Annotated in this window: 16 protein-coding genes and 1 tRNA gene; 9 read left to right on the forward strand and 8 right to left on the reverse strand. The window is 56.5% G+C overall.

What is annotated here, in order from left to right:
• Positions 1 to 103: 103 nt before the first annotated feature.
• The gene (gene ubiG, locus QFI97_RS09370; RefSeq protein ID WP_346430989.1) at positions 104 to 832 is read right to left on the reverse strand and encodes a bifunctional 2-polyprenyl-6-hydroxyphenol methylase/3-demethylubiquinol 3-O-methyltransferase UbiG; all 729 of its coding nucleotides are present in this window, start codon (positions 830 to 832) and stop codon (positions 104 to 106) included.
• Positions 833 to 1226: 394 nt separating this feature from the next.
• On the opposite strand from ubiG, the gene gyrA reads away from it, so the two are divergent.
• Together gyrA and rcsC are read left to right on the forward strand one after the other, a co-directional pair.
• Positions 1227 to 3866, forward strand: a complete 2640-nt coding sequence (gyrA, locus tag QFI97_RS09375; RefSeq protein WP_346430990.1) for a DNA topoisomerase (ATP-hydrolyzing) subunit A — start codon at positions 1227 to 1229, stop codon at positions 3864 to 3866.
• A gap of 157 nt (positions 3867 to 4023) precedes the next feature.
• Positions 4024 to 6870: a two-component system sensor histidine kinase RcsC gene (gene rcsC / locus QFI97_RS09380; protein ID WP_346430991.1), complete on the forward strand. Its 2847-nt coding sequence runs from the start codon at positions 4024 to 4026 to the stop codon at positions 6868 to 6870.
• A 95-nt stretch (positions 6871 to 6965) separates the two neighbouring features.
• Here the strand turns inward: rcsC and rcsB are convergent, their stop codons facing one another.
• Positions 6966 to 7616, reverse strand: a complete 651-nt coding sequence (gene rcsB / locus QFI97_RS09385; protein WP_095100635.1) for a response regulator transcription factor RcsB — start codon at positions 7614 to 7616, stop codon at positions 6966 to 6968.
• Positions 7617 to 7632: 16 nt separating this feature from the next.
• The gene (gene rcsD / locus QFI97_RS09390; protein ID WP_346430992.1) at positions 7633 to 10290 is read right to left on the reverse strand and encodes a phosphotransferase RcsD; all 2658 of its coding nucleotides are present in this window, start codon (positions 10288 to 10290) and stop codon (positions 7633 to 7635) included.
• Positions 10291 to 11060: 770 nt separating this feature from the next.
• Between rcsD and QFI97_RS09395 the strand changes: the two genes are divergently transcribed.
• The 6 genes from QFI97_RS09395 to mgtE all read left to right on the forward strand — a co-directional run bounded on the left by QFI97_RS09395 (position 11061) and on the right by mgtE (position 18407).
• Positions 11061 to 12161 (forward strand): porin OmpC, encoded by a 1101-nt coding sequence (locus QFI97_RS09395; RefSeq protein WP_331834729.1) that lies wholly within the window; start codon positions 11061 to 11063, stop codon positions 12159 to 12161.
• 103 nt (positions 12162 to 12264) lie between these two features.
• Positions 12265 to 13317 carry an FAD:protein FMN transferase ApbE gene (gene apbE, locus QFI97_RS09400; RefSeq protein WP_346430993.1) on the forward strand — a complete coding sequence of 351 codons (1053 nt, stop codon included), beginning with the start codon at positions 12265 to 12267 and terminating at the stop codon, positions 13315 to 13317.
• 72 nt (positions 13318 to 13389) lie between these two features.
• Complete coding sequence (ada, locus tag QFI97_RS09405) at positions 13390 to 14451, forward strand: bifunctional DNA-binding transcriptional regulator/O6-methylguanine-DNA methyltransferase Ada (RefSeq protein ID WP_346430994.1); 1062 nt, start codon at positions 13390 to 13392, stop codon at positions 14449 to 14451.
• The gene (gene alkB, locus QFI97_RS09410; RefSeq protein ID WP_346430995.1) at positions 14451 to 15101 is read left to right on the forward strand and encodes a DNA oxidative demethylase AlkB; all 651 of its coding nucleotides are present in this window, start codon (positions 14451 to 14453) and stop codon (positions 15099 to 15101) included. Before ada ends, alkB begins: the two co-directional genes overlap by 1 nt.
• Before the next feature lie 75 nt (positions 15102 to 15176).
• On the forward strand, positions 15177 to 16820 hold the full coding sequence (locus QFI97_RS09415) for a multidrug ABC transporter permease/ATP-binding protein (RefSeq protein WP_095100647.1): 1644 nt from the start codon (positions 15177 to 15179) through the stop codon (positions 16818 to 16820).
• 150 nt (positions 16821 to 16970) lie between these two features.
• Entirely contained in the window at positions 16971 to 18407 is a 1437-nt protein-coding gene (gene mgtE, locus QFI97_RS09420; protein ID WP_095100649.1) for a magnesium transporter, read from the forward strand.
• On the opposite strand, the gene QFI97_RS09425 is transcribed toward mgtE, so the two are convergent.
• Positions 18370 to 19617 carry a SulP family inorganic anion transporter gene (locus tag QFI97_RS09425; protein WP_346430996.1) on the reverse strand — a complete coding sequence of 416 codons (1248 nt, stop codon included), beginning with the start codon at positions 19615 to 19617 and terminating at the stop codon, positions 18370 to 18372. The two genes, mgtE and QFI97_RS09425, sit on opposite strands and share 38 nt — an antisense overlap.
• A gap of 274 nt (positions 19618 to 19891) precedes the next feature.
• Here QFI97_RS09425 and mqo point away from each other — a divergent pair, with 274 nt between their 5' ends.
• The gene (mqo, locus tag QFI97_RS09430; protein WP_331834725.1) at positions 19892 to 21523 is read left to right on the forward strand and encodes a malate dehydrogenase (quinone); all 1632 of its coding nucleotides are present in this window, start codon (positions 19892 to 19894) and stop codon (positions 21521 to 21523) included.
• A gap of 46 nt (positions 21524 to 21569) precedes the next feature.
• Here the strand turns inward: mqo and eco are convergent, their stop codons facing one another.
• The 4 genes from eco to yejM all read right to left on the reverse strand — a co-directional run bounded on the left by eco (position 21570) and on the right by yejM (position 25609).
• The gene (eco, locus tag QFI97_RS09435) at positions 21570 to 22061 is read right to left on the reverse strand and encodes a serine protease inhibitor ecotin (protein ID WP_095100655.1); all 492 of its coding nucleotides are present in this window, start codon (positions 22059 to 22061) and stop codon (positions 21570 to 21572) included.
• Positions 22062 to 22293: 232 nt separating this feature from the next.
• Entirely contained in the window at positions 22294 to 23403 is a 1110-nt protein-coding gene (locus tag QFI97_RS09440; RefSeq protein ID WP_095100657.1) for an AI-2E family transporter, read from the reverse strand.
• A gap of 291 nt (positions 23404 to 23694) precedes the next feature.
• Positions 23695 to 23771 (reverse strand) — tRNA-Pro (locus QFI97_RS09445).
• Positions 23772 to 23848: 77 nt separating this feature from the next.
• Positions 23849 to 25609, reverse strand: coding sequence for an LPS biosynthesis-modulating metalloenzyme YejM (yejM, locus tag QFI97_RS09450; protein WP_095100659.1), 1761 nt, complete (start codon positions 25607 to 25609; stop codon positions 23849 to 23851).
• Between the last annotated feature and the right edge of the window lie 4 nt (positions 25610 to 25613).

Genomic DNA, 25613 nt, shown 5'->3' on the forward strand with positions numbered 1-25613 from the left:
TCAAAAATAAAAATGAAAATTTGATCGAGTGCTGATTTCTTCGGCGCCAGGGAAAATTACGCGGCTTGACGCCGCGTAATCATCATATGAAAAACAGCTGACGTTATGCGTTTTTCGCCGTTGTATGCAACATGTAGTTAACATCTACGCCCGGCGCCAGCTTGAAGGTATTGGTTAGCGGATTGAAATGCAGGCCGGTAATATGCTGTTCTTTCAGATTTGTCTGATCAACCCAGCCAATCAGCTCGGCCGGCTTGATGAACTTCTTCACGTCATGGGTACCCTTAGGCACCATTTTCAGCACGTATTCGGCGCCGACTACCGCCATCAGCCACGCTTTGCCGTTGCGGTTGATGGTTGAGAAGAAGACCTGGCCTCCGGGCTTAACCAGCCGCGCGCAGGCGTGGACGACGGACTGCGGGTCGGGAACGTGCTCCAGCATCTCCATACAGGTCACGACGTCGTACTGCTGCGCATGTTTGAGCGCGTGCTCTTCGACGGTCTCCTGGACGTACTCAACCTGAATACCGCTCTCCAGCGCGTGCAGCTTCGCCACCTGCAGCGGTTCAAAGCCCATATCCAGCCCGGTGACCGTCGCGCCTTCCCGCGCCATGCTTTCCGCAAGGATGCCGCCGCCGCAGCCGACGTCGAGCACTTTTTTGCCAAACAGGCCGCCGGAGCGCTGCGCAATATAGCCCAGACGCAGCGGGTTGATGCGATGTAATGGTTTGAACTCGCCCTCTAAATCCCACCAGCGCGAGGCGACGGCTTCAAATTTAGCGATTTCATTATGATCAACGTTGTGGGCCACCGACGATTTTTCGGCATTCATGGGCGCTTTTACTCCTTTTCAGTTCAGACCCGCGAGTATATCAGCAGACCGCCATGAATAAACCGTCTATACCCGTCGCCTTTCGCACCGCCTCTTCGTTGGCCTCACGCACTCACCCGAATCACTCACTACGGTGAGCTCATCGGGACTCCTGCGTTTGCCGCCTTGATGCGGCACGAAATTCATTGGGTATACCCGTCGCCTTTCGCACCGCCTCTTCGTTGGCCTCACGCACTCACCCGAATCACTCACTACGGTGAGCTCATCGGGACTCCTGCGTTTGCCGCTTTGATGCGGCACGAAATTCATTGGGTATAGGTTTACCGGTATCACCTCGGCTGTGTTATAATTTGCGACCTTTGAATCCGGGATACAGTAGAGGGATAGCGGTTAGATGAGCGACCTTGCGAGAGAAATTACACCGGTCAACATTGAGGAAGAGCTGAAGAGCTCGTATCTGGATTATGCGATGTCGGTCATTGTTGGCCGTGCGCTGCCGGATGTCCGAGATGGACTGAAACCGGTACACCGTCGCGTACTTTACGCCATGAACGTATTGGGCAATGACTGGAACAAAGCCTATAAAAAATCCGCCCGTGTCGTTGGTGACGTAATCGGTAAATATCACCCTCACGGTGATACCGCGGTTTATGACACCATTGTACGTATGGCGCAGCCATTCTCCTTGCGTTATATGCTGGTCGATGGCCAGGGTAACTTCGGTTCTGTCGATGGCGACTCCGCCGCAGCGATGCGTTATACGGAAATCCGTATGTCGAAAATCGCCCACGAGCTGATGGCCGACCTCGAAAAAGAGACGGTTGATTTCGTTGATAACTATGACGGCACGGAGCGAATCCCTGACGTCATGCCAACAAAAATCCCCAACCTGCTGGTAAACGGTTCGTCCGGTATTGCCGTCGGGATGGCGACCAACATTCCGCCGCACAACCTGACGGAAGTGATTAACGGCTGTCTGGCCTATATCGACGATGAGGAGATCTCCGTCGAAGGCCTGATGGAACACATCCCAGGCCCGGACTTCCCGACCGCCGCCATCATTAATGGCCGTCGCGGTATTGAGGAAGCCTACCGTACCGGCCGTGGCAAAATTTATATTCGCGCCCGCGCTGAGGTAGAAACCGACGCGAAAACCGGCCGTGAAACCATCATCGTGCATGAAATTCCTTATCAGGTGAACAAGGCTCGCCTGATCGAGAAAATGGCCGAGCTGGTGAAAGAGAAGCGTCTGGAAGGGATCAGCGCGCTGCGCGATGAGTCTGATAAAGACGGCATGCGCATCGTGGTTGAGATCAAGCGTGATGCGGTGGGTGAAGTGGTTCTTAACAACCTCTACTCGCTGACTCAGCTGCAGACCTCTTTCGGCATCAACATGGTTGCGCTGCACCACGGTCAGCCGAAGATCATGAACCTGAAGGACATTCTTTCCGCGTTCGTGCGCCACCGCCGTGAAGTGGTAACCCGTCGTACTATTTTCGAGCTGCGTAAAGCCCGCGATCGTGCGCACATCCTTGAAGCGCTGGCGATTGCGCTGGCAAACATCGACCCGATCATCGAGCTTATCCGCCGCGCGCCGACGCCTGCGGAAGCGAAGGCCGGGCTGGTTGCCAGGTCCTGGGATCTGGGCAACGTGTCGGCGATGCTGGAACGTGCCGGTGATGATGCCGCGCGTCCGGAGTGGCTGGAGCCAGAGTTCGGCGTGCGTGACGGTCAATACTATCTGACCGAACAGCAGGCCCAGGCGATTCTGGATCTGCGTCTGCAGAAGCTGACCGGCCTTGAGCATGAAAAACTGCTCGACGAATACAAAGAGCTGCTCGAACAGATTGCCGAACTGCTGCATATCCTCGGCAGCGCCGACCGTCTGATGGAAGTGATTCGTGAAGAACTGGAAGCGATGCGCGAACAGTTCGGCGACCCGCGTCGCACCGAAATCACCGCCAACACCGCTGATATCAACATTGAAGATCTGATCAACCAGGAAGATGTGGTGGTCACCCTGTCTCACCAGGGCTATGTGAAGTATCAGCCGCTGACCGACTACGAGGCGCAGCGTCGCGGTGGGAAAGGCAAATCGGCCGCACGTATTAAAGAAGAAGACTTTATCGACCGCCTGCTGGTGGCCAACACCCACGATACGATCCTGCTGTTCTCCAGCCGCGGCCGTCTCTACTGGATGAAGGTTTATCAGCTGCCGGAAGCCAGCCGTGGCGCGCGTGGACGTCCAATCGTCAACCTGCTGCCGCTGGAAGCCAATGAACGTATCACCGCCATTCTGCCGGTACGCGAGTACGAAGAGGGCGTGAACGTCTTTATGGCGACCGCGAGCGGTACCGTCAAGAAAACGGCGCTGACCGAGTTTAGCCGTCCGCGTTCAGCCGGCATCATTGCCGTGAATCTGAACGAAGGCGATGAGCTGATCGGCGTTGACCTGACGAACGGCGAAGACGAAGCGATGCTGTTCTCTGCGGCCGGTAAAGTGGTGCGCTTTAAAGAGAGCGCGGTCCGCGCTATGGGCCGTACCGCCACCGGCGTGCGCGGTATCAAGCTGGCGGGTGAAGATAAAGTTGTCTCCCTGATCATTCCGCGCGGCGAAGGTGCGATCCTGACCGTCACGCAGAACGGCTACGGCAAGCGTACGGCGGCGGAAGAGTATCCGACCAAGTCCCGCGCAACCCAGGGCGTTATCTCGATCAAAGTGACCGAGCGTAACGGCTCCGTGGTGGGCGCGGTACAGGTGGACGATTGCGATCAGATCATGATGATCACCGATGCGGGCACCCTGGTGCGTACTCGCGTATCGGAAGTGAGCATCGTGGGTCGTAACACTCAGGGCGTCATTCTGATCCGTACTGCGGAAGATGAAAACGTGGTCGGCCTGCAGCGCGTTGCTGAACCTGTTGATGACGAAGAGCTGGATGCCATCGACGGCAGCGTGGCGGAAGGCGATGACGATATCGCGCCGGAAACCGACGCTGACGCTGATGATGACATTGCCGAAGATGATGAATAATCTGCGCTAATGTTGCGAAAAGGGCCGGGGATATCCCGGCCCTTTTTATTTGCCCGGCGCTGGCCTTTAATCCAGAGAGTATAACGTTGCGACAAAACGTGTTTACCGCTACCTTAACCCCATTCTGTTGAGTCCCTGACGGCCGAGCATCGCCACATTGAAATATCTTGCTTCTTTTCATACCACGCTAAAAGTTTCACGCTACCTGTTCCGGGCGCTGGCGGTCCTGCTGTGGATGCTGATTGCTTTCGCCTCGGTGTTTTATATTGTTAATGCGCTGCATGACAGAGAATCTGAGATCCGCCAGGAGTTCAACCTCAACGCCGATCAGGCGCAGCGCTATATCCAGCGCACGGCGGACGTCATTAAAGAGCTGAAGTATGTTGCCGGCAATCGGCCGGGCGGCGGCCGTGAAGGCGACGCGTCGCCGGTGCAAAATGGTGAGATAGCGGTTCCGGACTTCGAACCGCTCTACCCAGATTCAGATTGCGGGGCAATGAGCGGCACCTGGCGCAATTCGCTGCAGTCGCTGGCGTGGTTTATGCGCTACTGGCGCGATAATTTCTCCGCGGCTTACGATCTCAACCGTATCTTTTTAATTGGCAGCGATAACCTGTGCATGGCGAACTTCGGCCTGCGCGAGATGCCGCTGGAACGGGACCAGGCGCTGAAGGTACTGCATCAGCGTATCGAGCAGTATCGCGACGCCCCGCAAAGCGAACGCGGCAGCAGTCTGTTCTGGATTAGCCAGGGCGTGCGTCCTGGCGTCGGCTATTTCTACGCGCTGACGCCGGTGTATATAGCTAATCGCCTGCAGGCGATGCTCGGCGTCGAGCAAACTATTCGCATGGAGAGCTTTTTCACGCCGGGAAGCCTGCCGATGGGCGTCACGATTCTTGACGACAACGGCCAGCCGCTCATCTCCCTCGCCGGACCGGACGCTAAAATCAAGGGTGAAGCCCGCTGGATGCAGGAACGAATCTGGTTCGGCTACACCTCCGGCTTCCGCGAGCTGGTCATGAAGAAGAGCCTGCCGCCATCCTCCCTGAGCATCGTGTATTCGGTATCGGTAGACCAGGTCCTCGAGCGCATCCGGATGCTGATCCTCAATGCGATAGTGCTCAATATCCTGACCGGGGTGATGCTTTTCGCCCTCGCGCGAATGTACGAGCGGCGGATCTTCATCCCGGCGGAAAATGACGCCCAGCGCCTCGAGGAGCACGAGCAGTTTAACCGTAAGATTGTCGCCTCGGCGCCGGTGGGGATCTGTATTCTGCGCACCCTCGACGGCACCAATATTCTGAGTAACGAACTGGCGCATAACTACCTCAATATGCTGACCCATGAGGACCGGCAGAGGCTGACGCAGATTATCTGCGGCCAGCAGGTCAATTTTGTGGATGTGCTGACCAGCAATAATACCAACCTGCAAATCAGCTTCGTTCATTCGCGCTACCGCAACGAAAACGTGGCCATCTGCGTTCTGGTGGACGTCAGCGCCCGCGTCAAAATGGAAGAGTCGCTGCAGGAGATGGCTCAGGCCGCAGAGCAGGCCAGCCAGTCGAAATCGATGTTCCTTGCGACGGTGAGCCACGAGCTGCGGACGCCGCTGTACGGAATTATCGGCAACCTCGACCTGCTGCAGACCAAAGAGCTGCCGAAAGGCGTCGATCGTCTGGTAACGGCGATGAACAACTCGTCCAGCCTGCTGCTGAAGATTATCAGCGATATTCTGGATTTCTCGAAAATTGAGTCCGAACAGCTGAAAATCGAACCGAGCGAGTTTTCGCCGCGGGAGGTGATGAACCATATCTCGGCGAACTATCTGCCGCTGGTGGTGCGCAAGCAGCTCGGGCTGTACTGCTTTATTGAGCCCGACGTTCCGCAGCTGATGTCCGGCGATCCGATGCGCCTGCAGCAGGTTATTTCGAACCTGCTGAGCAACGCCATCAAATTTACCGATACCGGCTGTATCGTCCTGCACGTTCAGTGCGCCGGCGATTATCTGCAAATCAGCGTGCGCGATACCGGGGAAGGGATCCCGGCCAAAGAGGTGGTGCGCCTGTTCGACCCGTTCTTCCAGGTCGGTACCGGCGTTCAGCGCAATTTCCAGGGAACGGGCCTCGGGCTGGCGATTTGCGAGAAGCTCATCAGCATGATGGATGGCGATATCGCCGTGGAAACCGAGCCCGGGATGGGCAGCCGCTTTACCATCCGTATTCCGCTGTATGGCGTGCAAAACGGTCCGCCGTTGATTGCCGATGGCCTGGCGGAAAAATGCTGCTGGCTCGCCATTCACAACACCGCCCTGACGATGTTTATCACCTCGCTGCTCAATCACCACGGGGTTAAGGTGAAAAGCTATGCCGGCGAGGCGCCGGGAGCGGAGGGTATTTTGCTCACCGATGATGAGTCCTGTACCGGCTGGTCAGGGGCCGCGGTCGTTATTTTCTGCCGTCGGCATATCGGCATTCCGCTGGAGCGCGCGCCGGGAGAGTGGCTGCATAGCGTAACGACGCCGCATGAGCTGCTGCCGCTGCTGGGGCGGATCCTGCGAATTGACGTGGCGAGCGCCGAGCACGGCCCGGCGCTATCCGCGCCGGAAACGCAGACGGCCAACAACGATGACATGATGATTCTGGTGGTGGACGATCATCCGATCAACCGCCGGCTGCTGGCCGACCAGCTCGGATCGTTGGGCTATCAGTGCGTGACGGCGAACGATGGGGTTGATGCGCTGGGCGTTCTCAGCAAGCAGCATATTGATATCGTACTGAGCGATGTCAACATGCCGAATATGGATGGCTATCGCCTGACGCAGCGTATTCGCGAGCTGGGAATGACGCTACCGGTTATCGGGGTTACCGCCAACGCGCTGGCGGAAGAGAAGCAGCGCTGCCTCGAATCGGGTATGGACAGCTGTCTTTCTAAACCGGTGACGCTGGATATTATCAAGCAAACCTTGACGCTGTACGCCGCACGGGTGCGTAAGAGCAGGGAATAGGTCGGGGGATTTTCCGCAGGCCCGACCCGGCCAGAGCGGGTCGTTGCCCCGGATATGGCGCATAACTGCCGCGCCGCTATCCGGGAAGGTGGGCGTTAATCTTTGTCGGTTGCGCTCAGCGAAACGGAAGAGAGGTAGTTCAGCAGGGCAATGTCGTTTTCTACGCCGAGCTTCATCATGGCCGATTTTTTCTGGCTACTGATGGTTTTAATGCTGCGATTGAGCTTTCTGGCAATCTCGGTCACCAGGAAACCTTCGGCAAACAGGCGGAGCACTTCGCTCTCTTTCGGCGACAGGCGCTTATCGCCATAACCGCTGGCGCTGATTTTTTCCAGCAGGCGTGAAACGCTTTCCGGAGTGAATTTTTTGCCTTTCTGCAGCGCCGCCAGGGCCTTCGGCAGATCGGTCGGCGCGCCCTGTTTTAGCACGATCCCTTCGATATCCAGATCCAGCACCGCGCTGAGGATCGCCGGGTTATTGTTCATGGTAAGAACAATGATCGACAGATCCGGGAAATGGCGCTTGATGTACTTGATCAGCGTGATCCCGTCGCCGTATTTGTCGCCGGGCATGGACAGATCGGTAATCAGAACATGTGCGTCTAATTTAGGCAGATTGTTGATAAGTGCAGTGGAGTCTTCAAACTCGCCGACAACGTTTACCCACTCAATTTGCTCGAGTGACTTACGAATACCGAACAGTACGATCGGATGGTCATCGGCAATAATTACGTTCATAGTATTCATGTATTAGGCTACCTTGCTACAGCAAGCTCTTGACGTAAACGTCAATGTCGCTGATGTATTTTTCTATGCTTTGCGCATCTTTTTCGCGAATCAGATGCTCAAGCGTTTCACATAACTGTTTGCCGGGGATCAGGTTAAGCATAGCAAACGCCCCTTTGAGGCGGTGCGCAGTCTGTGCCAGCGCAGCTAAATCGCTTGTTGCCAGCTCAGTATACAGTCTCTTAACATCATCCGGAACCGTATCGGCAAACAGCGCATAATAGCCGCTGGCGTGCAGTTCAGCGTTGCTCCCGCTTCCCGGAGGAGAAGGTTGAACGTTCTCTTCCGCCAGCTGCTGTTCAATCAGTTGCAGAATCGCTTCCTGCATGGCCGCGCTGATATTAAAATTGACGCACAGTTGGCCTGGACCTATTTTTCGTATCCCGACCTCATCATCGCTTAAAAGCAAGCCCGAAGCAGTAAGATTAGACGGATTATCCGTTAAAAAGAGATCGTATTCTTGACTTGTCAGCCTGTCATCCGGCGTGATGCAGCTCGCTCCCCAGCTTTCAAGCTGGCGGGTGACGATCCTTCGGACCTCGTTAGCCGTAATATCAAGTAATACCACCACGTCATCCAGGAGATGTTCGCCGGAGCCGCCCGCTTCTTCACTGGCCGGCATTTTAAGATGCAGGGAGTAGCGGGTGCCCAGGGATTCGCGCGCTTTGATATTCATCTGGCCGCCGAGCTTGCGCGTCAGGCGGTCGCAGAGCCAGAAGGTGAGCGCATTGGCCTTGCCATACAGATCGGCCTGGGTAGCGTTAAGGAAAGGGAAGTGCATATTATCGATTTCGTTTGCCGAAACGCCGTTGCCGGTATCGAGAATGCGGAAGGTCAGGCGATCGTCCGCGGATTCGTCCTTGCTCACCTCGAGGGTGATTTTACCGATTTGCGTCGTGGTGACCGAGTATTGAATGAGCAGCAGCAGCGTACGGCGCAGCGCGTCGCGGTCGCCATAGCGCTGCTCATTTGCCGGTAGCGCGTTGTTAATCAGCAGCTGCAGGCCCTTGCGCTTAATGACCGGCAGAACTTCAGGCACCACTTCATCGATCAGTTCCTGAATCGAGAACAGATCCGGCGTGCTCTTCCAGCTATCGCTTTCCAGCAGGTTTGCCAGCTGAATCTCGTCAACCAGCTGCACCAGCTCATCGGCATGCTGTGCCAGCCTGCCGCTTTCGGCAATGCCGAGCGCGGCCGCTTCTTCCGCCAGGCTGCGGGCGGGCTGCTTCAGCGCGGCGCCAATGTGCTGCATGAAGGCGGTGCGGCCCTGCTGGTTCTTCTCATACAGGCGCTGGGCCTGCTTGAGCTTTTTACTTACCAGAACTTCCCGATCCTGATCGCGGATGATGAAGATTTGCGTTCGCGGCGCGACCTGGCTGCGGTACTGGCGAATCTCATACAGCTCGTTATTCACCGTGGCCTGAATCACGCCCTGATGCTGATCCGCCATATTGGTAATATTTTGCAGGTTCAGATGCGGCAGCAGATGATCGGCGATGGGGTTGCTGATAATCGTGCGGTTAGCTTCCAGATCGTGAACCAGCAGCCCCAGCGGCAGCAGCGAGACGATCTCTTCATTTATTGCTCGCAGCGTACGATGCTCGCCGCTGGCGGCAGAGGAGACCCCCGTCCCGGTCTGACGGCTGCGGCCGCTGTAGTGGCGAAAGGTAGTGAAGCCAAACAGGGTCAATGCCAGCAGGCCGATAATCAGCAGCAGCGGCAGCAGAACGTTCTGCAGAGACTCGATAATCAGGGTGCTGAATGGCACCACCCAGATCAAGCGCATCCCGGTGGTATTAATGGTGGTGGTGATTTCGATCCGCGTGCCGTTGAAGTTGACGCTGACGTTATCAGACTCTTCTTTATCGGAATTACTGGCCGCACTCTGTGAAGGATCAGGCTCAAGGCGGAAACTATCCAGAGTCATGCCGGGCGGGATCAGATCGTTAATCGGCAGATCGAAAGCGACCACCGTGGCCAGATGACCCGGCTGGTTGAAGGTGGTCCGCAGGGTGAAATAGTGGCCGTTTTGCCATGAAAGCTGGCGCAGCGACGAGAAGGTTTCTCGTTCGTCGAGGGTATTTGCCTGCAGCAGCATTTCCGCGCGGCGGGACTCCACCACGTTGCTAATCGTCGACTCTTTAAAACTGGAAGAGAGATCTTTGAGCGGCAGCGTAGAGATCAGAATCAGGCTGTTATCCAGCCCGTTGAGGTAGTACATCGACCAGGGAATGGTCTCTGCGCCCCACAGAATATCGAGGTAGTTGGAAATCTTTTGCGTCATTTCCAGGGTTGAGCTGTCATGAGAGCCGAAAATCAGCGCCTCGGTCTTACGCCGCGGCTTTTCCAGATAATAGACATCCTGCTTTAACCGCGTTTCCTGTAAACCTTCACCGGCGGCGCTGGAAGAGGTGGCGGCAATATTGTCGTAAATTTGCCAGGTGGCATAGCGCCAGGCATCGATGCGCTTATGCAGCGCATGGCTCACGTCGACAATCTGATAGCTTTTCTCTTTTAACCAGGCGTTGACCGCGCTTTGCAGCGTCACGCTCATCGTCGCCAGCAGGACGATGACCATCAAAATGAAGAAACGGGTGATGCTGCCAGGCATCAGGGTGAATTTTTTCTGGGTCATCGTGTAGCAGTGCGACTCATCAATGTTTGTAAGCAGGATGTTGCACCAAGGTAACTGGTAGCAGAGTGAATTCGCTAAGCAGTATAAAGGCTAATTTATCAAATCCATACTACAGAATGGCCTTCGGCGCTTTTTAGCTTTGGGATTTATCTCAAAGGAGCGGTAACAATAAAAATGTACAGCAAGATTGATTCTGTACAGTTATTTATCGATCGTCTGCAGGAAATAGCACGAAATAACAAGAAATTACCCGGATAAGCGCTTTCTCATACGCCGAGTGTTTGATTAATAACCGTTATTTTTATCGCGGCTAGCACAGGTATAATTAAAGTTATGTAAAGAAGGGTAAAAAAAACCGGATGCGAAACATCCGGTCGAAATAGGGGTAAACAGACATTCAGAACTGAATGACGGTAATAAATAAAGTTAATGATGATAGCGAGAGTTATTCTAGTCGCAGGTGACCATTTTGTTTTGTCATTCAGTGCTATACCTGGACCATCATGTAACTGCCTGATGCTAATTGAAAAAAATTATTTTCTTGATTATTGGTGCTTATTTTAAAGTTTTTCATCGTTGTGAAAAGTTCCCTTGCGTTTACAAATTGAAACATCTTGTGCGCATTTTGAAACACCTTAGAAGTTTTCGTATCATATTCTTGTTGGATTATTCTGCATTTTACAGCACAATGAATATAGCCGACTGATTAGAAGGGTAATCAGTAAGCAGTGGCATAATAAAAGGCATATAACAAACAGAGGGTTAATAACATGAAAGTTAAAGTACTGTCCCTCCTGGTACCGGCTCTGCTGGTAGCAGGCGCAGCAAATGCGGCTGAAATTTATAACAAAGATGGCAACAAATTAGACCTGTACGGTAAAATCGACGGCCTGCACTATTTCTCTGACGACAAGGGCAATGACGGCGACCAGACCTACATTCGTCTTGGCGTAAAAGGCGAAACCCAGATCAACGACCAGCTGACCGGTTACGGCCAGTGGGAATACAACGTTCAGGCGAACAACACTGAAAGCTCCAGCGATCAGGCATGGACTCGTCTGGCATTCGCCGGTCTGAAATTCGGCGACGCGGGCTCTTTCGACTACGGTCGTAACTACGGCGTTGTTTACGACGTAACTTCCTGGACCGACGTTCTGCCGGAATTCGGCGGCGACACCTACGGTTCTGACAACTTCCTGCAGTCCCGTGCTAACGGCGTTGCAACCTACCGTAACTCTGACTTCTTCGGTCTGGTTGACGGCCTGAACTTTGCCCTGCAGTACCAGGGTAAAAACGGCAGCGTCAACGGCGAAGGCGCGCTGTCTCCGACCAACAACGGTCGTACTGCTCTGAAACAGAACGGCGACGGTTACGGCACCTCCCTGACCTATGATATCTTCGACGGTATCAGCGCTGGTTTCGCGTACTCTCACTCCAAACGCCTTGGCGATCAGAACAATCTGACACTGGGTGAAGGCGATAACGCTGAAACCTACACCGGCGGTCTGAAATACGACGCGAACAACATCTACCTGGCTACTCAGTACACCCAGACCTACAACGCAACCCGCGCTGGCTCCCTGGGCTTTGCTAACAAAGCACAGAACTTCGAAGTGGCTGCACAGTACCAGTTCGATTTCGGTCTGCGTCCGTCCGTTGCTTACCTGCAGTCTAAAGGTAAGGATCTGGAAGGCTACGGCGACCAGGATATCCTGAAATATGTTGACGTGGGCGCGACCTACTACTTCAACAAAAACATGTCCACCTATGTTGACTACAAAATCAACCTGCTGGACGAAAACAACTTCACTCGTAACGCCGGTATCTCTACCGACGATATCGTCGCTCTGGGCCTGGTTTACCAGTTCTAAGCACGCTGAAGTCTCGAAAAAGGCGCCTTTTGGCGCCTTTTTTTATGCCTCGTTTAAGCAGGCTGGTGTACTCTTGCAGCCTTAGCAAGAGGAACCCAATTTTATGGATATCACTTTTTTCCGCGCCGCGCTGCTCGGCGCTTGCGTACTCCTTTCCGGCTGTGATTCAGCTACTTCTCCTGCACCGCAAAAGAGCGCCGCTACCGTGCTGGATGGCAAAACGATGGGCACATTCTGGCGGGTCAGCATCATTAACGTTGATGAAGCTAAAGCCAAGGCGCTGCGTCAGAAAATAGAGGCCCAGCTGGACGCGGACGACCGTCTGCTCTCAACCTGGAAAGATGACTCGGCGCTAATGCGCTTTAACCACTCTCCCGGGACTGAACCGTGGCCGGTAAGCGAAGCGATGGCTGATATTGTCACCGGCGCGCTGCGGATCGGCGCTAAAACGCACGGTGCGATGGATATTACCGTCGGACCTTTGGTCAATCTGTGGGGCTTTGGCCCGGATAAACAGCCGGTAAAAACGCCGGATCCTCAGCAGATCGCGGCGGCAAAAGCGCGGACGGGGCTGCAGCATCTGACGGTGATTAACCGCGCGGATCGCCAGTATTTACAGAAGGATATCGCGGATCTGTTTGTCGATCTTTCTACCGTGGGCGAGGGCTATGCCGCCGATCATCTGGCGCGCCTGATGGAGCAGGAGGGCATTTCTCGCTATCTGGTTTCCGTCGGCGGCGCGCTGGTCAGCCGAGGGATGAACGCCGACGGGCAGCCGTGGCGGGTGGCGATCCAAAAGCCGACCGATCGCGAAAATGCCGTCCAGGCCATCGTCGATATTAACGGCCACGGTATCAGCACCTCCGGCAGCTACCGCAACTATTACGAGCTGGATGGCAAACGGATCTCGCACGTGATCGACCCGCAAACCGGAAGGCCGATCGACCATAAGCTGGTCTCGGTGACGGTGATTGCGCCGACGGCGCTGGAAGCCGACGGTTGGGATACCGGGCTGATGGTGCTCGGTACGGAGAAGGCGCAGGAGGTGGTGAAAGAGCAGGGGCTGGCGGTCTATATGATTGTCAAAGAGGGTGAGGGGTTTAAAACCTGGATGTCGCCGCAGTTCCGCACCTTCCTGGTTGGCGAAAAGAATTAAACAGCAAGATTTCGGGTTTTATTCGGCGGGCGATGAAGCAGACTGGCTATACACTTAAAGCAGGAGCCGATGATGAAACCGATTATTGCTGATACCGATGACCGCCGCTGGCAGGCGGTATGCGATCGTGATGCCCGCGCCGATGGTCAGTTCGTGTTTGCCGTGCTGACCACCGGCGTTTGCTGTCGCCCCTCCTGCCGCTCGCGGCGGGCGCTGCGGGAAAACGTCCGCTTTTACCCCGATGTGGCAAGCGCCACCGCCGACGGGTTTCGCCCCTGCAAGCGCTGCCAGCCGGACAAACGCGACCCGCAGCGGCAGAAGGCCGAGAAAGTCGCCAGGGCCTGCCGCCTGCTTGAGCAGGAAACGCCGATAACCCTTGAAGCGCTGGCCCATGAGCTGGCGGTCAGCCCGTACCATTTCCACCGTTTATTCAAATCCGTTACCGGAATGACGCCGAAAGCCTGGCAGCAGGCGTGGCGCGCGCGGCGTTTACGGGAGTCGCTGGCGCAAGGGGGAAAAGTTACCTCAGCGGTGCTGGCTGCGGGTTTTCCCGACGGCAGCAGCTATTACCGTCAGGCCGACGCCGTGCTTGGCATGACCGCCAGCCAGTTTCGCCGCGGCGGCGATAATACGGATATCATCTATACGCTCGGCGACTGCGCGATTGGCCGCTGCCTGGTGGCGGAAAGCGAGCGCGGGGTGTGCGCCGTATTGCCCGGAGAGGGCGACGCGCCGCTGGACGAGCTGCGCCGCCTGTTTCCTAACGCCCGGCTTCTGCCCGGCGACGCGCATTTTTCCCGGCGGGTGGCGCAGATTTTTGCCCATATTGACGATAGCCGCCTGGCGGTCGATCTGCCGCTGGATATTCGCGGCACCGCCTTTCAGCAGAGGGTCTGGCAGGCTCTGCGTCAGATCCCGGCGGGCGAAACGCGCAGCTATCGCCAGGTTGCGCAAAGTATCGGTCAGCCGGGCGCCGTCCGGGCGGTGGCGGGAGCCTGCGCCGCCAACCGGCTGGCTATCATCATTCCGTGCCACCGGGTGGTCCGCGAAGGCGGGGCGCTGTCCGGCTATCGCTGGGGAACCGCCCGCAAAGCGCAGCTGCTGGCTCGGGAAGCTCAAACCGAGGAGTCGTGATGCTCGATCTCTTTGCCGATACGCCCCCGTGGCAGGAGCCGCTGGCGCCCGGGGCCGTCATTCTGCGGCGCTTCGCCCGCCAGCGCGCCCCGGCTCTGCTGCAGGCGCTCCTGCGCGTTGCCGACGTTTCGCCGTTTCGTCAGATGGTCACGCCCGGCGGCTATACCATGTCGGTGGCGATGACTAACTGCGGACCGCTGGGCTGGACGACCAATATGCACGGCTATCTGTATGCTCCCGGCGATCCGCTAACGGGACGAGACTGGCCGCCGATGCCGACGATATTTGCCCGGCTGGCCGCAGAGGCGGCGCTCGCCTGCGGTTACGCAGGCTTTGTGCCCGATGCCTGTTTAATAAACCGCTATCAGCCCGGGACGAAGCTCTCGCTGCATCAGGATAAGGATGAGCGCGATCTGCGTGCGCCCATCGTTTCCGTATCGCTGGGGCTGCCGGCGGTGTTTCAGTTTGGCGGCCTGCAGCGTAGCGACCCGCTGCGCAGAGTGCTGCTGGAGCACGGGGACGTGGTGGTCTGGGGCGGCGAGTCGCGGCTGTTTTATCACGGCGTTCAGCCGCTGAAAGAGGGTGACCATCCGGACACCGGCGCCTGTCGGTACAACCTCACCTTTCGGCTGGCAGGCGATAAAGAATAAAAATAAGAATTATTCTTGATGTCATCGGCGAGCAGTTTACACTGCTGGCTGTTTTGCTTGCCCGGATTGCGTGTTATGGAACTTCTTCTTCTCGTTTGGCGCCAGTATCGCTGGCCGTTTATTTCCGTCATTGCCTTGAGCCTGCTCAGCGCGGCGCTGGGAATCGGGCTTATTGCCTTTATCAATCTGCGCCTGATGACCGTTGTCGATACCTCGCTGACGGTGCTGCCGGAATTTCTCGGCCTGCTGCTGCTGCTGATGGCGGTGACGCTGGGATCGCAGCTGGCCCTGACGACCCTTGGGCACCATTTCGTCTTCCGCCTGCGCGGTGAGTTCATTAAACGCATCCTCGACACTCCAATCGAGAAAGTTGAGAAGATCGGCAGCGCCTCGCTGCTTGCCGGCTTAACCAGCGACGTACGCAACATTACCATTGCCTTCGTGCGCCTGCCTGAGCTGGTGCAGGGCATTATCCTGACCTTCGGGTCCGCCGCCTATCTGGCGTGGCTATCGGGAAAAATGATGATGGTGACCGCCCTGTGGATGGCGATAACCATCTGGGGCGGATTTGTGCTGGTGGCGCGCGTTTATAAGCATATGGCGACGCTGCGGGAAACCGAAGACAAGCTGTACCATGACTACCAGACGGTGCTGGAAGGGCGTAAAGAGCTGACGCTTAACCGCGAGCGCGCCGAATACGTGTTTAATCATCTTTATCTGCCGGATGCGCGCGAATACCGGCACCATATTATCCGCGCCGACACCTTCCACCTCAGCGCGGTGAACTGGTCGAACATTATGATGCTCGGCGCCATCGGCCTGGTGTTCTGGATGGCTAACGGCCTGGGCTGGGCGGATACCGCCGTGGCGGCGACCTACTCTCTGACCCTGTTGTTCCTGCGCACGCCGCTGCTTTCGGCCGTTGGCGCGCTGCCGACGCTGCTCAGCGCCCAGGTCGCTTTCAATAAGCTGCACAAATTCTCTCTGGCGCCGTATCGTGCCGAATTCCCGCAGCCGCAGGCGCATCCGCACTGGCAAACGCTGGAGCTGCGCGACGTCAGCTTCCATTATCCGGACAACAGCTTCGCCGTCGGGCCCATTAATATGACCCTGAAACGCGGCGAGCTGGTGTTCCTGATTGGCGGCAACGGCAGCGGCAAGTCGACGCTGGCGATGCTGCTGACCGGGCTGTATCAGCCGGCCTCCGGCGAAATCCTGCTGGACGGCGAGGCGCTGGCGGTAGACAAACCGGAAGACTACCGTAAGCTGTTCTCGGCGGTATTCACCGATGTCTGGCTGTTTGACCAGCTGCTGGGGCCGGAGGGGAAAGGGGCCGATCCCGCGCGGGTGAACCAGTGGATGGAGCACCTGAAAATGACGCACAAGCTGCGGCTGGATAACGGCAAGATCCTCGATCTGAAGCTATCGAAGGGGCAGAAAAAGCGCGTGGCGCTGCTGCTGGCCCTGGCTGAAGACCGCGATATCATCCTGCTGGATGAATGGGCGGCGGATCAGGACCCGCACTTCCGCCGCGAGTTTTATCAGGTGCTGCTGCCGCTGATGCAGCAGATGGGGAAAACTATTTTCGCTATCAGCCACGACGATCACTATTTCCAGCATGCCGATCGCCTGCTGGAGATGCGCGCCGGTCAGCTGGCGGAGCTAACGGGCGAAGAGCGCGAGCTGGCGACCCGCGATGCGGTCTCCCGCACCGCCTGAAAACCGCGTCTGCCGACCAAAGGCGGGCGCTATTGTTGATTTTTCCGCCGGACGAACCTGCCGGCGGTTATTATTTCCCCCTCCTCGCGCTATGCTTATGGCACCTGGCCTGCTGGTCGGCCAACTATTCTCACAAGGATTGCCTGACCGATGTCCGTTTTGCATAAAAAAAGCGCCAGACTGCGCGACGAAGAGCGCGCCCGCCTCATTTGGCTGCTGAGCACCGATAAAGCCGTTACTTCCTCATTATTGGGCAAATTAACGCTGGCCGAACGCTATGACGACGGCACCCTTGCCGACGATCTGGCGGAAGTGGAAGTGCTGGTTTCCCACCTGCCGCCGCCGGACCTCGCGGATGCGCTGGAAGCGCTGCCTTACGACGCGCGTAACGCGCTCTGGCGGCTGGTTGCCGACGATAAACGCGGCGAAGTGCTGCTTGAAGCGTCGGAAAGCGTCTGGGGCGACCTCATCGATAAGATGAGCGATCACGAGCTGCTTTTTGCGCTACAGAATCTGGATATTGATGAGCAGGTCTATCTCCTGCAACACCTGCCGCGCGACCTGACCGGACGCCTGCTGGCGACGCTGCCGGCGGATAAGCGCGCGCGTATTCGCCAGATGATGCGCTACGCCGACAATACCGTCGGCGCGATCATGGAATTCGAGGTTATCACCGTCCGTCCGGAGGCGACGCTCGCCGCGGTGCAGCGCTACCTGCGGCGGTTAGGCAAAATGCCGGAAAACACCGATAAGCTGTTTGTTACCACCCGCAATAAGCTGCTGCTTGGCGAGCTGGAGCTGCAAACCATTCTGCTCAACGATGCGCAGAAGCGGGTAGGGGAAGTTATGGAAGGCGATCCGGTCACCTTTCAGCCGCATGAAGATGCGGAAAAGGTCGCGCGCACCTTCGAACGTGATGACTTACTCAGCGCCGCGGTGATTGATGCCGACGGCAAGCTGATGGGGCGTCTGACCATCGACGAAATCGTGGACGTGGTCTACGAAGAGACCGATAACGACTTACGCCGGATGGGGGGCCTGAGCAACGATGACGACGTCTTCGCCCCGGTAAGCAAAGCGGTGAAAACGCGCTGGGCCTGGCTGGCGGTCAATCTGTGCACCGCGTTTATCGCCTCGCGGGTAATCGACGGCTTTGAGCATACCATTTCGCAGCTGGTGGCGCTGGCTTCGCTGATGCCGATCGTCGCCGGGATCGGCGGTAATACCGGAAATCAAACCATCACCATGATCGTACGGGCGATGGCGCTGCAGCATATTCAGCCGGGAAGCTTCTCGTTCCTGATCCTGCGCGAAATGGGGGTCGCGGTGATTAACGGACTGGTGTGGGGCGGGATTATGGGCGCGGTGACCTGGTGGCTCTATAGCGACCCGCAGCTCGGCGCCGTGATGACGCTGGCGATGATGCTGAACCTGCTGATGGCGGCGATGATGGGGGTGATTATCCCGATGGTGATGGTGAAGCTGGGACGCGACCCGGCGGTCGGCTCCAGCGTGATGATCACCGCCATCACCGATACCGGCGGCTTCTTTATTTTTCTCGGCCTGGCGACGATTTTCCTGATGTAGCCGGCGCTCCGCTGCGCAGCCTGCGTGGGATCAGGGCCATCGCCACCAGGCCTGCCAGCACGCCAATCGCCAGATTGCTGGTACCCACCGTTGCGGCGACGGTTACCAGCATAACCAGCGTTTCCGGCCACGGATTACGCTTTAGCTCGGCCGGGCGAAGGCTGTGCCAGCTGAAGGTTTTTGCCGCCACAATGACCATCACTCCGGCCAGTACCGCCATCGGAATTTTTGCCATTACTTCGCTCAGCACGGTGACCAGCAGCAGCAGCACCGCGCCGGCGGCGAGGGTGGAGACGCGGCTGCGGCCTTTCCCCATTTCAACGTTAACAATGGTCTGACCAATCATCGCGCAGCCGGCGATCCCGCCGTAGAACCCGGCGAGAATATTGGCGATTCCCAGCCCGGCGCTCTCGCGCGCTTTGCTGGACGGCGTCTGGGTCAGGTCATCGACTAATTTAGCGGTCAGCAGCGACTCCATCAGGCCGACAAAGGCAATGCTCAGGGCACAGGGCCAGATAATTTGCAGGGTAGCGAGATTGAGCGGCACCAGCAGGGCGGTGAACCCCGGAAGCCCGCCGCTCATCGAGCCTTCATCGCCCACGGTAGGCAGCAGCTGCCCGGTGGTGACGGTAAACAGGGTTAATACCACAATGGCAATCAGCGGCGCGGGGACCGCTTTAATATAGCGCGGCGCCCAGAGAACAATCAGCAGCGTCAGCACGAACAGGCCGAGGATCAGCGGCTGCTTACTCCAGAAATGGGGGACCTGGGCGAAGAAGATCAAAATCCCCAGCGCGTTGACGAAGCCGGTCATCACCGCCTGCGGAATAAAGCGCATCAGCCGGGCCATTCCGCCCAAACCAAACAAAATTTGAATAATACCGGCCAAAATGACGGCAGGCAGGATGTAGCCAACGCCGTATTGATGAACCATCGGCCCAATCACCAGCGCTACCGATCCGGCGGCGGCGGTAACCATCGCGGGTCTGCCGCCGAGTACCGACATCGCGAGGCACAGCACAACGGAAGCAATCAGGCTGACCTTCGGGTCAACGCCGGCAATTACTGAGAAGGAGATCACCTCTGGAATCAGGGCCAGGGCGGTGATAACGCCAGCCAGAGCCTCTCGGGTGAGCAGCGACGGCGAACGGAGTACGTGGCGAATGGCGCCTGTTGAAGCGGGCGTAGCGTGGTCTGGAGCCTGAGGCATAAGAATTTCGCTGTTAATATAAGCCGGAATGGATAAGCCTGAGCTTGCGTGCGGTCTGTCACAAAACGGAGGATGATAGCGCGGTCTCGCCGCTTATACCAGTACAAAATGTGATTTGTGGTACACATTTATTAAACATTTTTATAACAGATCTCAAAACTCAACTTAAATTTTAAACAATATTTAATTTTTTTATCTTCAGTGTTACTTTGATTCCTGATAATCGTGTCACCTGCGCTAAATAAAAAAGCGAGTAAAGTAAGGCTCAAATTCGATGAAGAAAAAGATGGCCGTACCCAGCTCACCGGCGGTTGGTTCAAGTACACCTCGGACCAACACCCGCCATGAGCAAGAGACGGATGTACTGTTGATTGGCGGCGGCATCATGAGCGCCACGTTGGGAACCTGGCTGCAGGAACTGGAGCCGGATTGGTCTATTACCATGGTCGAGCAGATGTCCAGCGTTGCGGAGGAGAGCTCGAACGGCTGGAATAATGCGGGTACCGGGCATGCGGCGCTGATGGAGCTGAACTATACGCCCCAGACCGCCAGCGGGATCAACATCGACAAAGCGGTCGATATCAACGAATCCTTCCATATCTCTCGTCAATTTTGGGCCCACCAGGTCACGCGCGGCATTCTGAGTAAGCCGAAATCATTTATCAACAGCGTACCGCACATGAGCTTTGTGTGGGGCGAAGATAACGTTAATTTCCTGCGCGCGCGCTACGCCGCTCTGCAGCAGAGCGAACTGTTCCGCGGTATTCGCTATTCCGAAGATCATCAGCAAATTAAAGAGTGGGCTCCGCTGGTGATGGAAGGGCGCGACCCGCAGCAAAAGGTTGCCGCGACCCGCACCGAGGTCGGCACCGACGTCAACTACGGCGAAATTACGCGTCAGCTGATTGCCGGGCTGCAGACCCACGCTAATTTCTCCTTACAGCTTGGCACCGTTGTGCGTCGCTTTAAGCGCAACGCCGACAAGAGCTGGACGGTCACCCTGGCGGATGCCAACAACCGTCGCCAGAAGCGGGTGATTAAGGCCAAATTTATCTTTATTGGCGCCGGCGGCGCGGCGCTGACGCTGCTGCAGGAAACCGGCATTCCTCAGGCTAAAGAGTACGCGGGCTTCCCGGTTGGCGGCCAGTTCCTGGTGTGTGAAAACCCTGAAGTCGTTAACCACCATCTGGCAAAAGTTTACGGTCAGGCCGAGGTGGGGGCGCCGCCGATGTCGGTGCCGCATATCGATACGCGTATTATTGACGGTAAGCGAGTGGTGCTGTTCGGGCCATTTGCCACCTTCTCCACCCGCTTCCTGAAAAACGGCTCTTTGTGGGATCTGCTGGCCTCGACCAACACGTCAAATATTCTGCCTATGCTCAACGTGGGTCTGGATAATTTCGATCTGGTGAAATACCTGATTAGCCAGGTGATGCAGAAAGATAAAGATCGCCACGAGGCGCTGCGCGAATACTATCCGGAAGCGAATAAAGGCGACTGGCGCCTGTGGCAGGCCGGCCAGCGCGTGCAGATCATTAAGCGTAACGGCAAGAAGGGCGTGCTGCGTCTGGGAACGGAAGTGGTCAGCGATGATGACGGTACCGTTGCGGCGCTGCTCGGCGCTTCACCCGGGGCCTCAACCGCCGCGCCGATTATGCTGCAGCTGATGGAAACGGTCTTTAAGGATAAGGTGCATTCAGCCGCCTGGCAGGCGAAGCTAAAAGAGATCGTTCCCTCCTACGGCCTGCGTCTTGACGGCAACTCCGCGGCGATTGAGCAGGCGCTGGCGTGGACCAGCGAGGTTCTGCAGCTGCGCTATGAGCCGGTTTCAGTCGCGGATAAAGCTCCTCAGGCAGAGCTGAAACCGCTGACGGAGAGTAAACCGATAGCGGATATCGCGCTGTAGAAGACAACTCCGGCGGCCAGCGCCGCCGGTTTCTTATTGCCTGCGGTTAGCGCTCGACGGCATTACCGATAGTTTCGTCTGCTTTCCAGATACGGTACTTCACTTCAACGTTATCCGGCGTGTAAACCACTACCGGCAGCCTGCTGTTGTAACGCAGCATGCCGGCATCGCCCAGCCCTGCGGTAACAAACTTCTGCACTTTCTTCCCGTCCGGGCAGGCCATCATGGTCGAAACCGGCGAGGTCACTTTATCAAAGACGTAATAATCGTAGCCCCAGCCTTCGAGGGTTTTGCTCTCCAGCTGACCGCCAAGGCGATGGTGGTTACAGTCGACTTCCAGCGTCTGGCCAATCAGCAGCTCAACTTTATAGGCCGATTCGTCCTTCTGCGGCGGCAGCTGGATCACCTGACGCTTCATGCCTTTCTCCGCTTTTGGATAGGGCGCAATCTTTTCCAGAGGCTGTTCGGCGGCCAGTGCGCTGGCGGAGACACAGGCAACGGTCAGCAGGGAAACAGCAAACGTAGCGATTTTGTTCACGATCGATCATCCTTTGTTATCGTTTTTCAACGCTAAAAGACTATCATCTTTCGCCCTATTGGTAAGATTTATTTACCAATGTTTGCATATAAAGCAGCGTGATATGCTGCTTTATTGTTGTGGAGTATAGGAGTTTGCTGAAAATATGCTTAACTGAAGAGGTATTATCTTGCTGCTTTTTGTCAGCTGCCGCCTGCGGCAGCTGACGTCACGGCGCTAGCGCGCGAGTGGCTTACTCATCGCGGTTTAGCTTGCCTTCCTCAATAAACTCTTCATCAATTTCATCGGTATTGCCGGCGTGTTCGCGGCCTGAGAGCAGATTCCAGCAGGCGATAAACAGCGCGGCGATCAGCGGACCGATCACAAAGCCGTTAATACCGTAAATCTCCATACCCCCCAGGGTGGCTATCAGAATCATGTAGTCCGGCATTTTGGTATCTTTACCCACCAGCAGCGGACGCAGAATATTGTCCACCAGCCCTATAACAATCACGAAGAAGCCGACGACAAACGCCCCTTGCCATAGCTGATCGGTGGCGAAGAGGAAGATGGCTGCGGGAACCCAGACAATGGCTGAACCTACCGCCGGGATCAGCGACAGAAACGCCATGATCGCGCCCCATAAAATGCTGCCATCAATCCCGGCAACGTAGAAGGCTATTCCCCCCAGTATGCCCTGGACCAGGGCGACGGCGACGGTACCTTTCACGGTAGCCCTGGCGACGGCGGCAAATTTGGCAAACAGGTGCTGCTTAACGTAGTTAGACAGCGGCAGGGACTCCAGGATCAGCATCACCAGATACGGGCCATCTTTGAGCAGGAAAAACAGCAGATACAGCATGACGCCAAAGCTAATGGTAAAACCGAACGTCCCTTTGCCAATCAGAAATGCGCTGCCGGCCAGGTACTGACCGCCTTTTAGCGCCGCGTCTGAGAGCTGTTTCTGAATCTGATCGGCGCTGTCGAGATTATGCTCCGAGAGGAAGCTTCTGACCCACTCCGGGAGATGGGCGAACAGGCTCGCCACCACCGCCGGGAACTGGGTGTCATTATGCTCAAGCCTGGTGTAAACCAGGTTCAGCTCGAGCGCCAGCGAGGAGAAAATAATCGCCAGCGGGGTGAAGACGATCAGGCAGATAATCGCCACGGTCAGCAGCGAGGCCAGGCCATTGCGTTCACCAAGCCTGCTGCGTAGCTTGTTCTTCACCGGATTGAAGATCACGGCCAGAATAGCCGCCCACAGAATGGCTGAGTAATAGGGAGAAAGGACATCAAAAAAGGCAAGGCTGACTATCAGCAGGATCAGGATAAAGAATCCCTTGGTAATTCCATTAACTCTCATTTTTATCTTCCTGGCGTATGACTGATACAGTCGAATATAGAAGCTATTCCTCGATTTACAATCAGCGAGGTCGTAGTTTGTTTACCGAAGTGGCTCAATGAGCGGCACTGCGGGCGGGTTCGCGTCAGTTTTCAGGCAGAAAGAACGGGCGATGGAATATTTTATACGTTCTGATGCGCAGGAATAGCGACGAAGTATGGGGTTATTGTCCGGGTTTCACCCCGTTAACTCCCCGCATGAAAAACAGGCATAAAAAAACCAGCCATAAAAGGCTGGTTTCTCAGAGTGATTTGGTCGGCACGAGAGGATTTGAACCTCCGACCCCCGACACCCCATGACGGTGCGCTACCAGGCTGCGCTACGTGCCGACGCATAGGCGGTAATATTACCCGTTCCCCAGGCGAATGCAAGCGGGGGAGCGACCAATTGATTCATAATTAATCAATCAGTTAGCGATAAAGCGCTTTTCATCCGTCAGGATCTGCAGCAGCAGGCTGAGCTGCGGTTTGCGATTGTCGATCTTCTTACCGTCGCTATTCCAGGTGCTGTAGGTTCCATTGTGGTTCAGCACCACGGTGACTTCCGGCGAGGTGACCGCCAGCGTATCGCCGTTCGCCGCGGTGACCCAGCTGCGGCGACGTGCCGGACTAAACAGGTCCTCGCCCTGCGAATACTCGTTCGCCGGGGTAGAGACGTGCAGCAGACGCTGCATCAGCGTGGTCATCACATCTTTGTTATCGGTCAGCGTCGCGATAGTCTGCGCCGGAACGCCCGGCCAATGAATCACCAGCGGAACCTGCAGCTGGTCTCTCGACCAGTCAAACTTGCCGTGCTGCGGATTAAGCGGCATGCCGTGACCGGCGGTGACGATAACCACCGTATTATCCAGCTTGCCCGCTTCGCGAAGGGCGCTGAGCACCCGGCCGATTTGCGTATCGACCTCGCCCGCCGCGCGGCTATAGCGGCGCACAAAGTTCTGCTGCTGGCCGTCGTCAAGCGAGGTGCCGTTGAGCGAAACCCACGAGAACCAGCGGTTTTCATCCTGAGCGTAGCGATTCAGCCAGCCAATCCACTGGTTTGCCGTCTGCTCATCGCTTTGCGTTTTGGCTACCGGCAGCGAGAAGTCGGACAGCAGCGCCTGGCGATAGAGCGGGCTGCTGAAGCCATCGGAAGAGAACAGGCCCAACTGATAGCCCTGCTGGTTGAGCGCGGTAATCAACGCTGCCGGAATACGGGCCGACAGCACGCCGTCCATATAGCCCGGTGAAATACCGTAGAACAGGCCAAAAATACCGTTATCGGTGCTGTTACCTGAGCTCATATGCTGGGTAAAGTTGACGCTATCCCTGGCGAAGCCGGCAAGCTCCGGCATGTTCTTCTCGAAGCGCGAGTAGTTCAGGTTATCAACGGTAATCAGCAGCACGTTATAGCCGGTGCCGAGGTCGCGATAGCGCAGATCGCTCAGCGGATACTGCACGGAGACCGCTTCCGGCGCGCCTTGTTCCACCAGGCGACGCTGGTAATCCTGCGCGTCCAGCAGGCCGTGTTTCTCAAGGAAGCGGCGGGCGGTCATCGGATAGGAGAGCGGCAGGTTCGCCCGCTGCATGGTAATCGGACGATAGAAATTCGCGTCAGCCCAGATATAAATCAGGTGGCTGCTGATAAAAGAGATAAAGAAAAGCCAGGCGACAGGGCGCGCGTAGTGGCGGCGGCGCGTCAGGCTGCGCAGCTTCTGCCAGCTCCAGGTCGCAAAAAGCATTTCCAGCAGGAAGATAATCGGCACGCTGATAAACATCAGCTGCCAGTCACGCGCCATCTCGTTCTGATCCGGGTTGATAACCAGTTCCCAGACGAAAGGGTTGAGATGCAGGTGGAAGCGGGTGAATACTTCGCTATCAATCAGCAGTAGCGTCATCCCTGTCGTGGCCAGAATGACCGACAGGAAGCGCATAAGCCGCTGTGATATCACGACAAAGGTCAGCGGAAAGAGAATCAGTACGTAGCTGGTAAAGACCAGAAAACTGAAGTGACCAACGAGGCTGACATACGAAAAAATGCGTCCGCCCAGCGTCGTTGGCCAGTCGGCGACAAAAAGATAGCGGCTGCCGAGCGCCATAGCCAACAACATGTTGAACAGGGCGAACCAGTGCCCCCAGCTGACCATCTGGGAGACTTTTTCTCGGTAGGGCTGACGAAGAGTCACCATATAA

This window comes from Klebsiella scottii, assembly GCF_036561945.1.
In the GTDB taxonomy this organism is placed as follows: Bacteria; Pseudomonadota; Gammaproteobacteria; order Enterobacterales; family Enterobacteriaceae; genus Klebsiella; species Klebsiella scottii.

What these genes read in the sequence shown, in the direction of transcription:
- ubiG (WP_346430989.1), bottom strand. Translation starts at nt 832, where the DNA reads ATGAATGCCGAAAAATCGTCGGTGGCCCACAACGTTGATCATAATGAA.
- gyrA (WP_346430990.1), top strand. Translation starts at nt 1,227, where the DNA reads ATGAGCGACCTTGCGAGAGAAATTACACCGGTCAACATTGAGGAAGAG.
- rcsB (WP_095100635.1), bottom strand. Translation starts at nt 7,616, where the DNA reads ATGAATACTATGAACGTAATTATTGCCGATGACCATCCGATCGTACTG.
- rcsD (WP_346430992.1), bottom strand. Translation starts at nt 10,290, where the DNA reads ATGACCCAGAAAAAATTCACCCTGATGCCTGGCAGCATCACCCGTTTC.
- QFI97_RS09395 (WP_331834729.1), top strand. Translation starts at nt 11,061, where the DNA reads ATGAAAGTTAAAGTACTGTCCCTCCTGGTACCGGCTCTGCTGGTAGCA.
- apbE (WP_346430993.1), top strand. Translation starts at nt 12,265, where the DNA reads ATGGATATCACTTTTTTCCGCGCCGCGCTGCTCGGCGCTTGCGTACTC.
- ada (WP_346430994.1), top strand. Translation starts at nt 13,390, where the DNA reads ATGAAACCGATTATTGCTGATACCGATGACCGCCGCTGGCAGGCGGTA.
- alkB (WP_346430995.1), top strand. Translation starts at nt 14,451, where the DNA reads ATGCTCGATCTCTTTGCCGATACGCCCCCGTGGCAGGAGCCGCTGGCG.
- QFI97_RS09415 (WP_095100647.1), top strand. Translation starts at nt 15,177, where the DNA reads ATGGAACTTCTTCTTCTCGTTTGGCGCCAGTATCGCTGGCCGTTTATT.
- mgtE (WP_095100649.1), top strand. Translation starts at nt 16,971, where the DNA reads ATGTCCGTTTTGCATAAAAAAAGCGCCAGACTGCGCGACGAAGAGCGC.
- QFI97_RS09425 (WP_346430996.1), bottom strand. Translation starts at nt 19,617, where the DNA reads ATGCCTCAGGCTCCAGACCACGCTACGCCCGCTTCAACAGGCGCCATT.
- mqo (WP_331834725.1), top strand. Translation starts at nt 19,892, where the DNA reads ATGAAGAAAAAGATGGCCGTACCCAGCTCACCGGCGGTTGGTTCAAGT.
- QFI97_RS09440 (WP_095100657.1), bottom strand. Translation starts at nt 23,403, where the DNA reads ATGAGAGTTAATGGAATTACCAAGGGATTCTTTATCCTGATCCTGCTG.
- yejM (WP_095100659.1), bottom strand. Translation starts at nt 25,609, where the DNA reads ATGGTGACTCTTCGTCAGCCCTACCGAGAAAAAGTCTCCCAGATGGTC.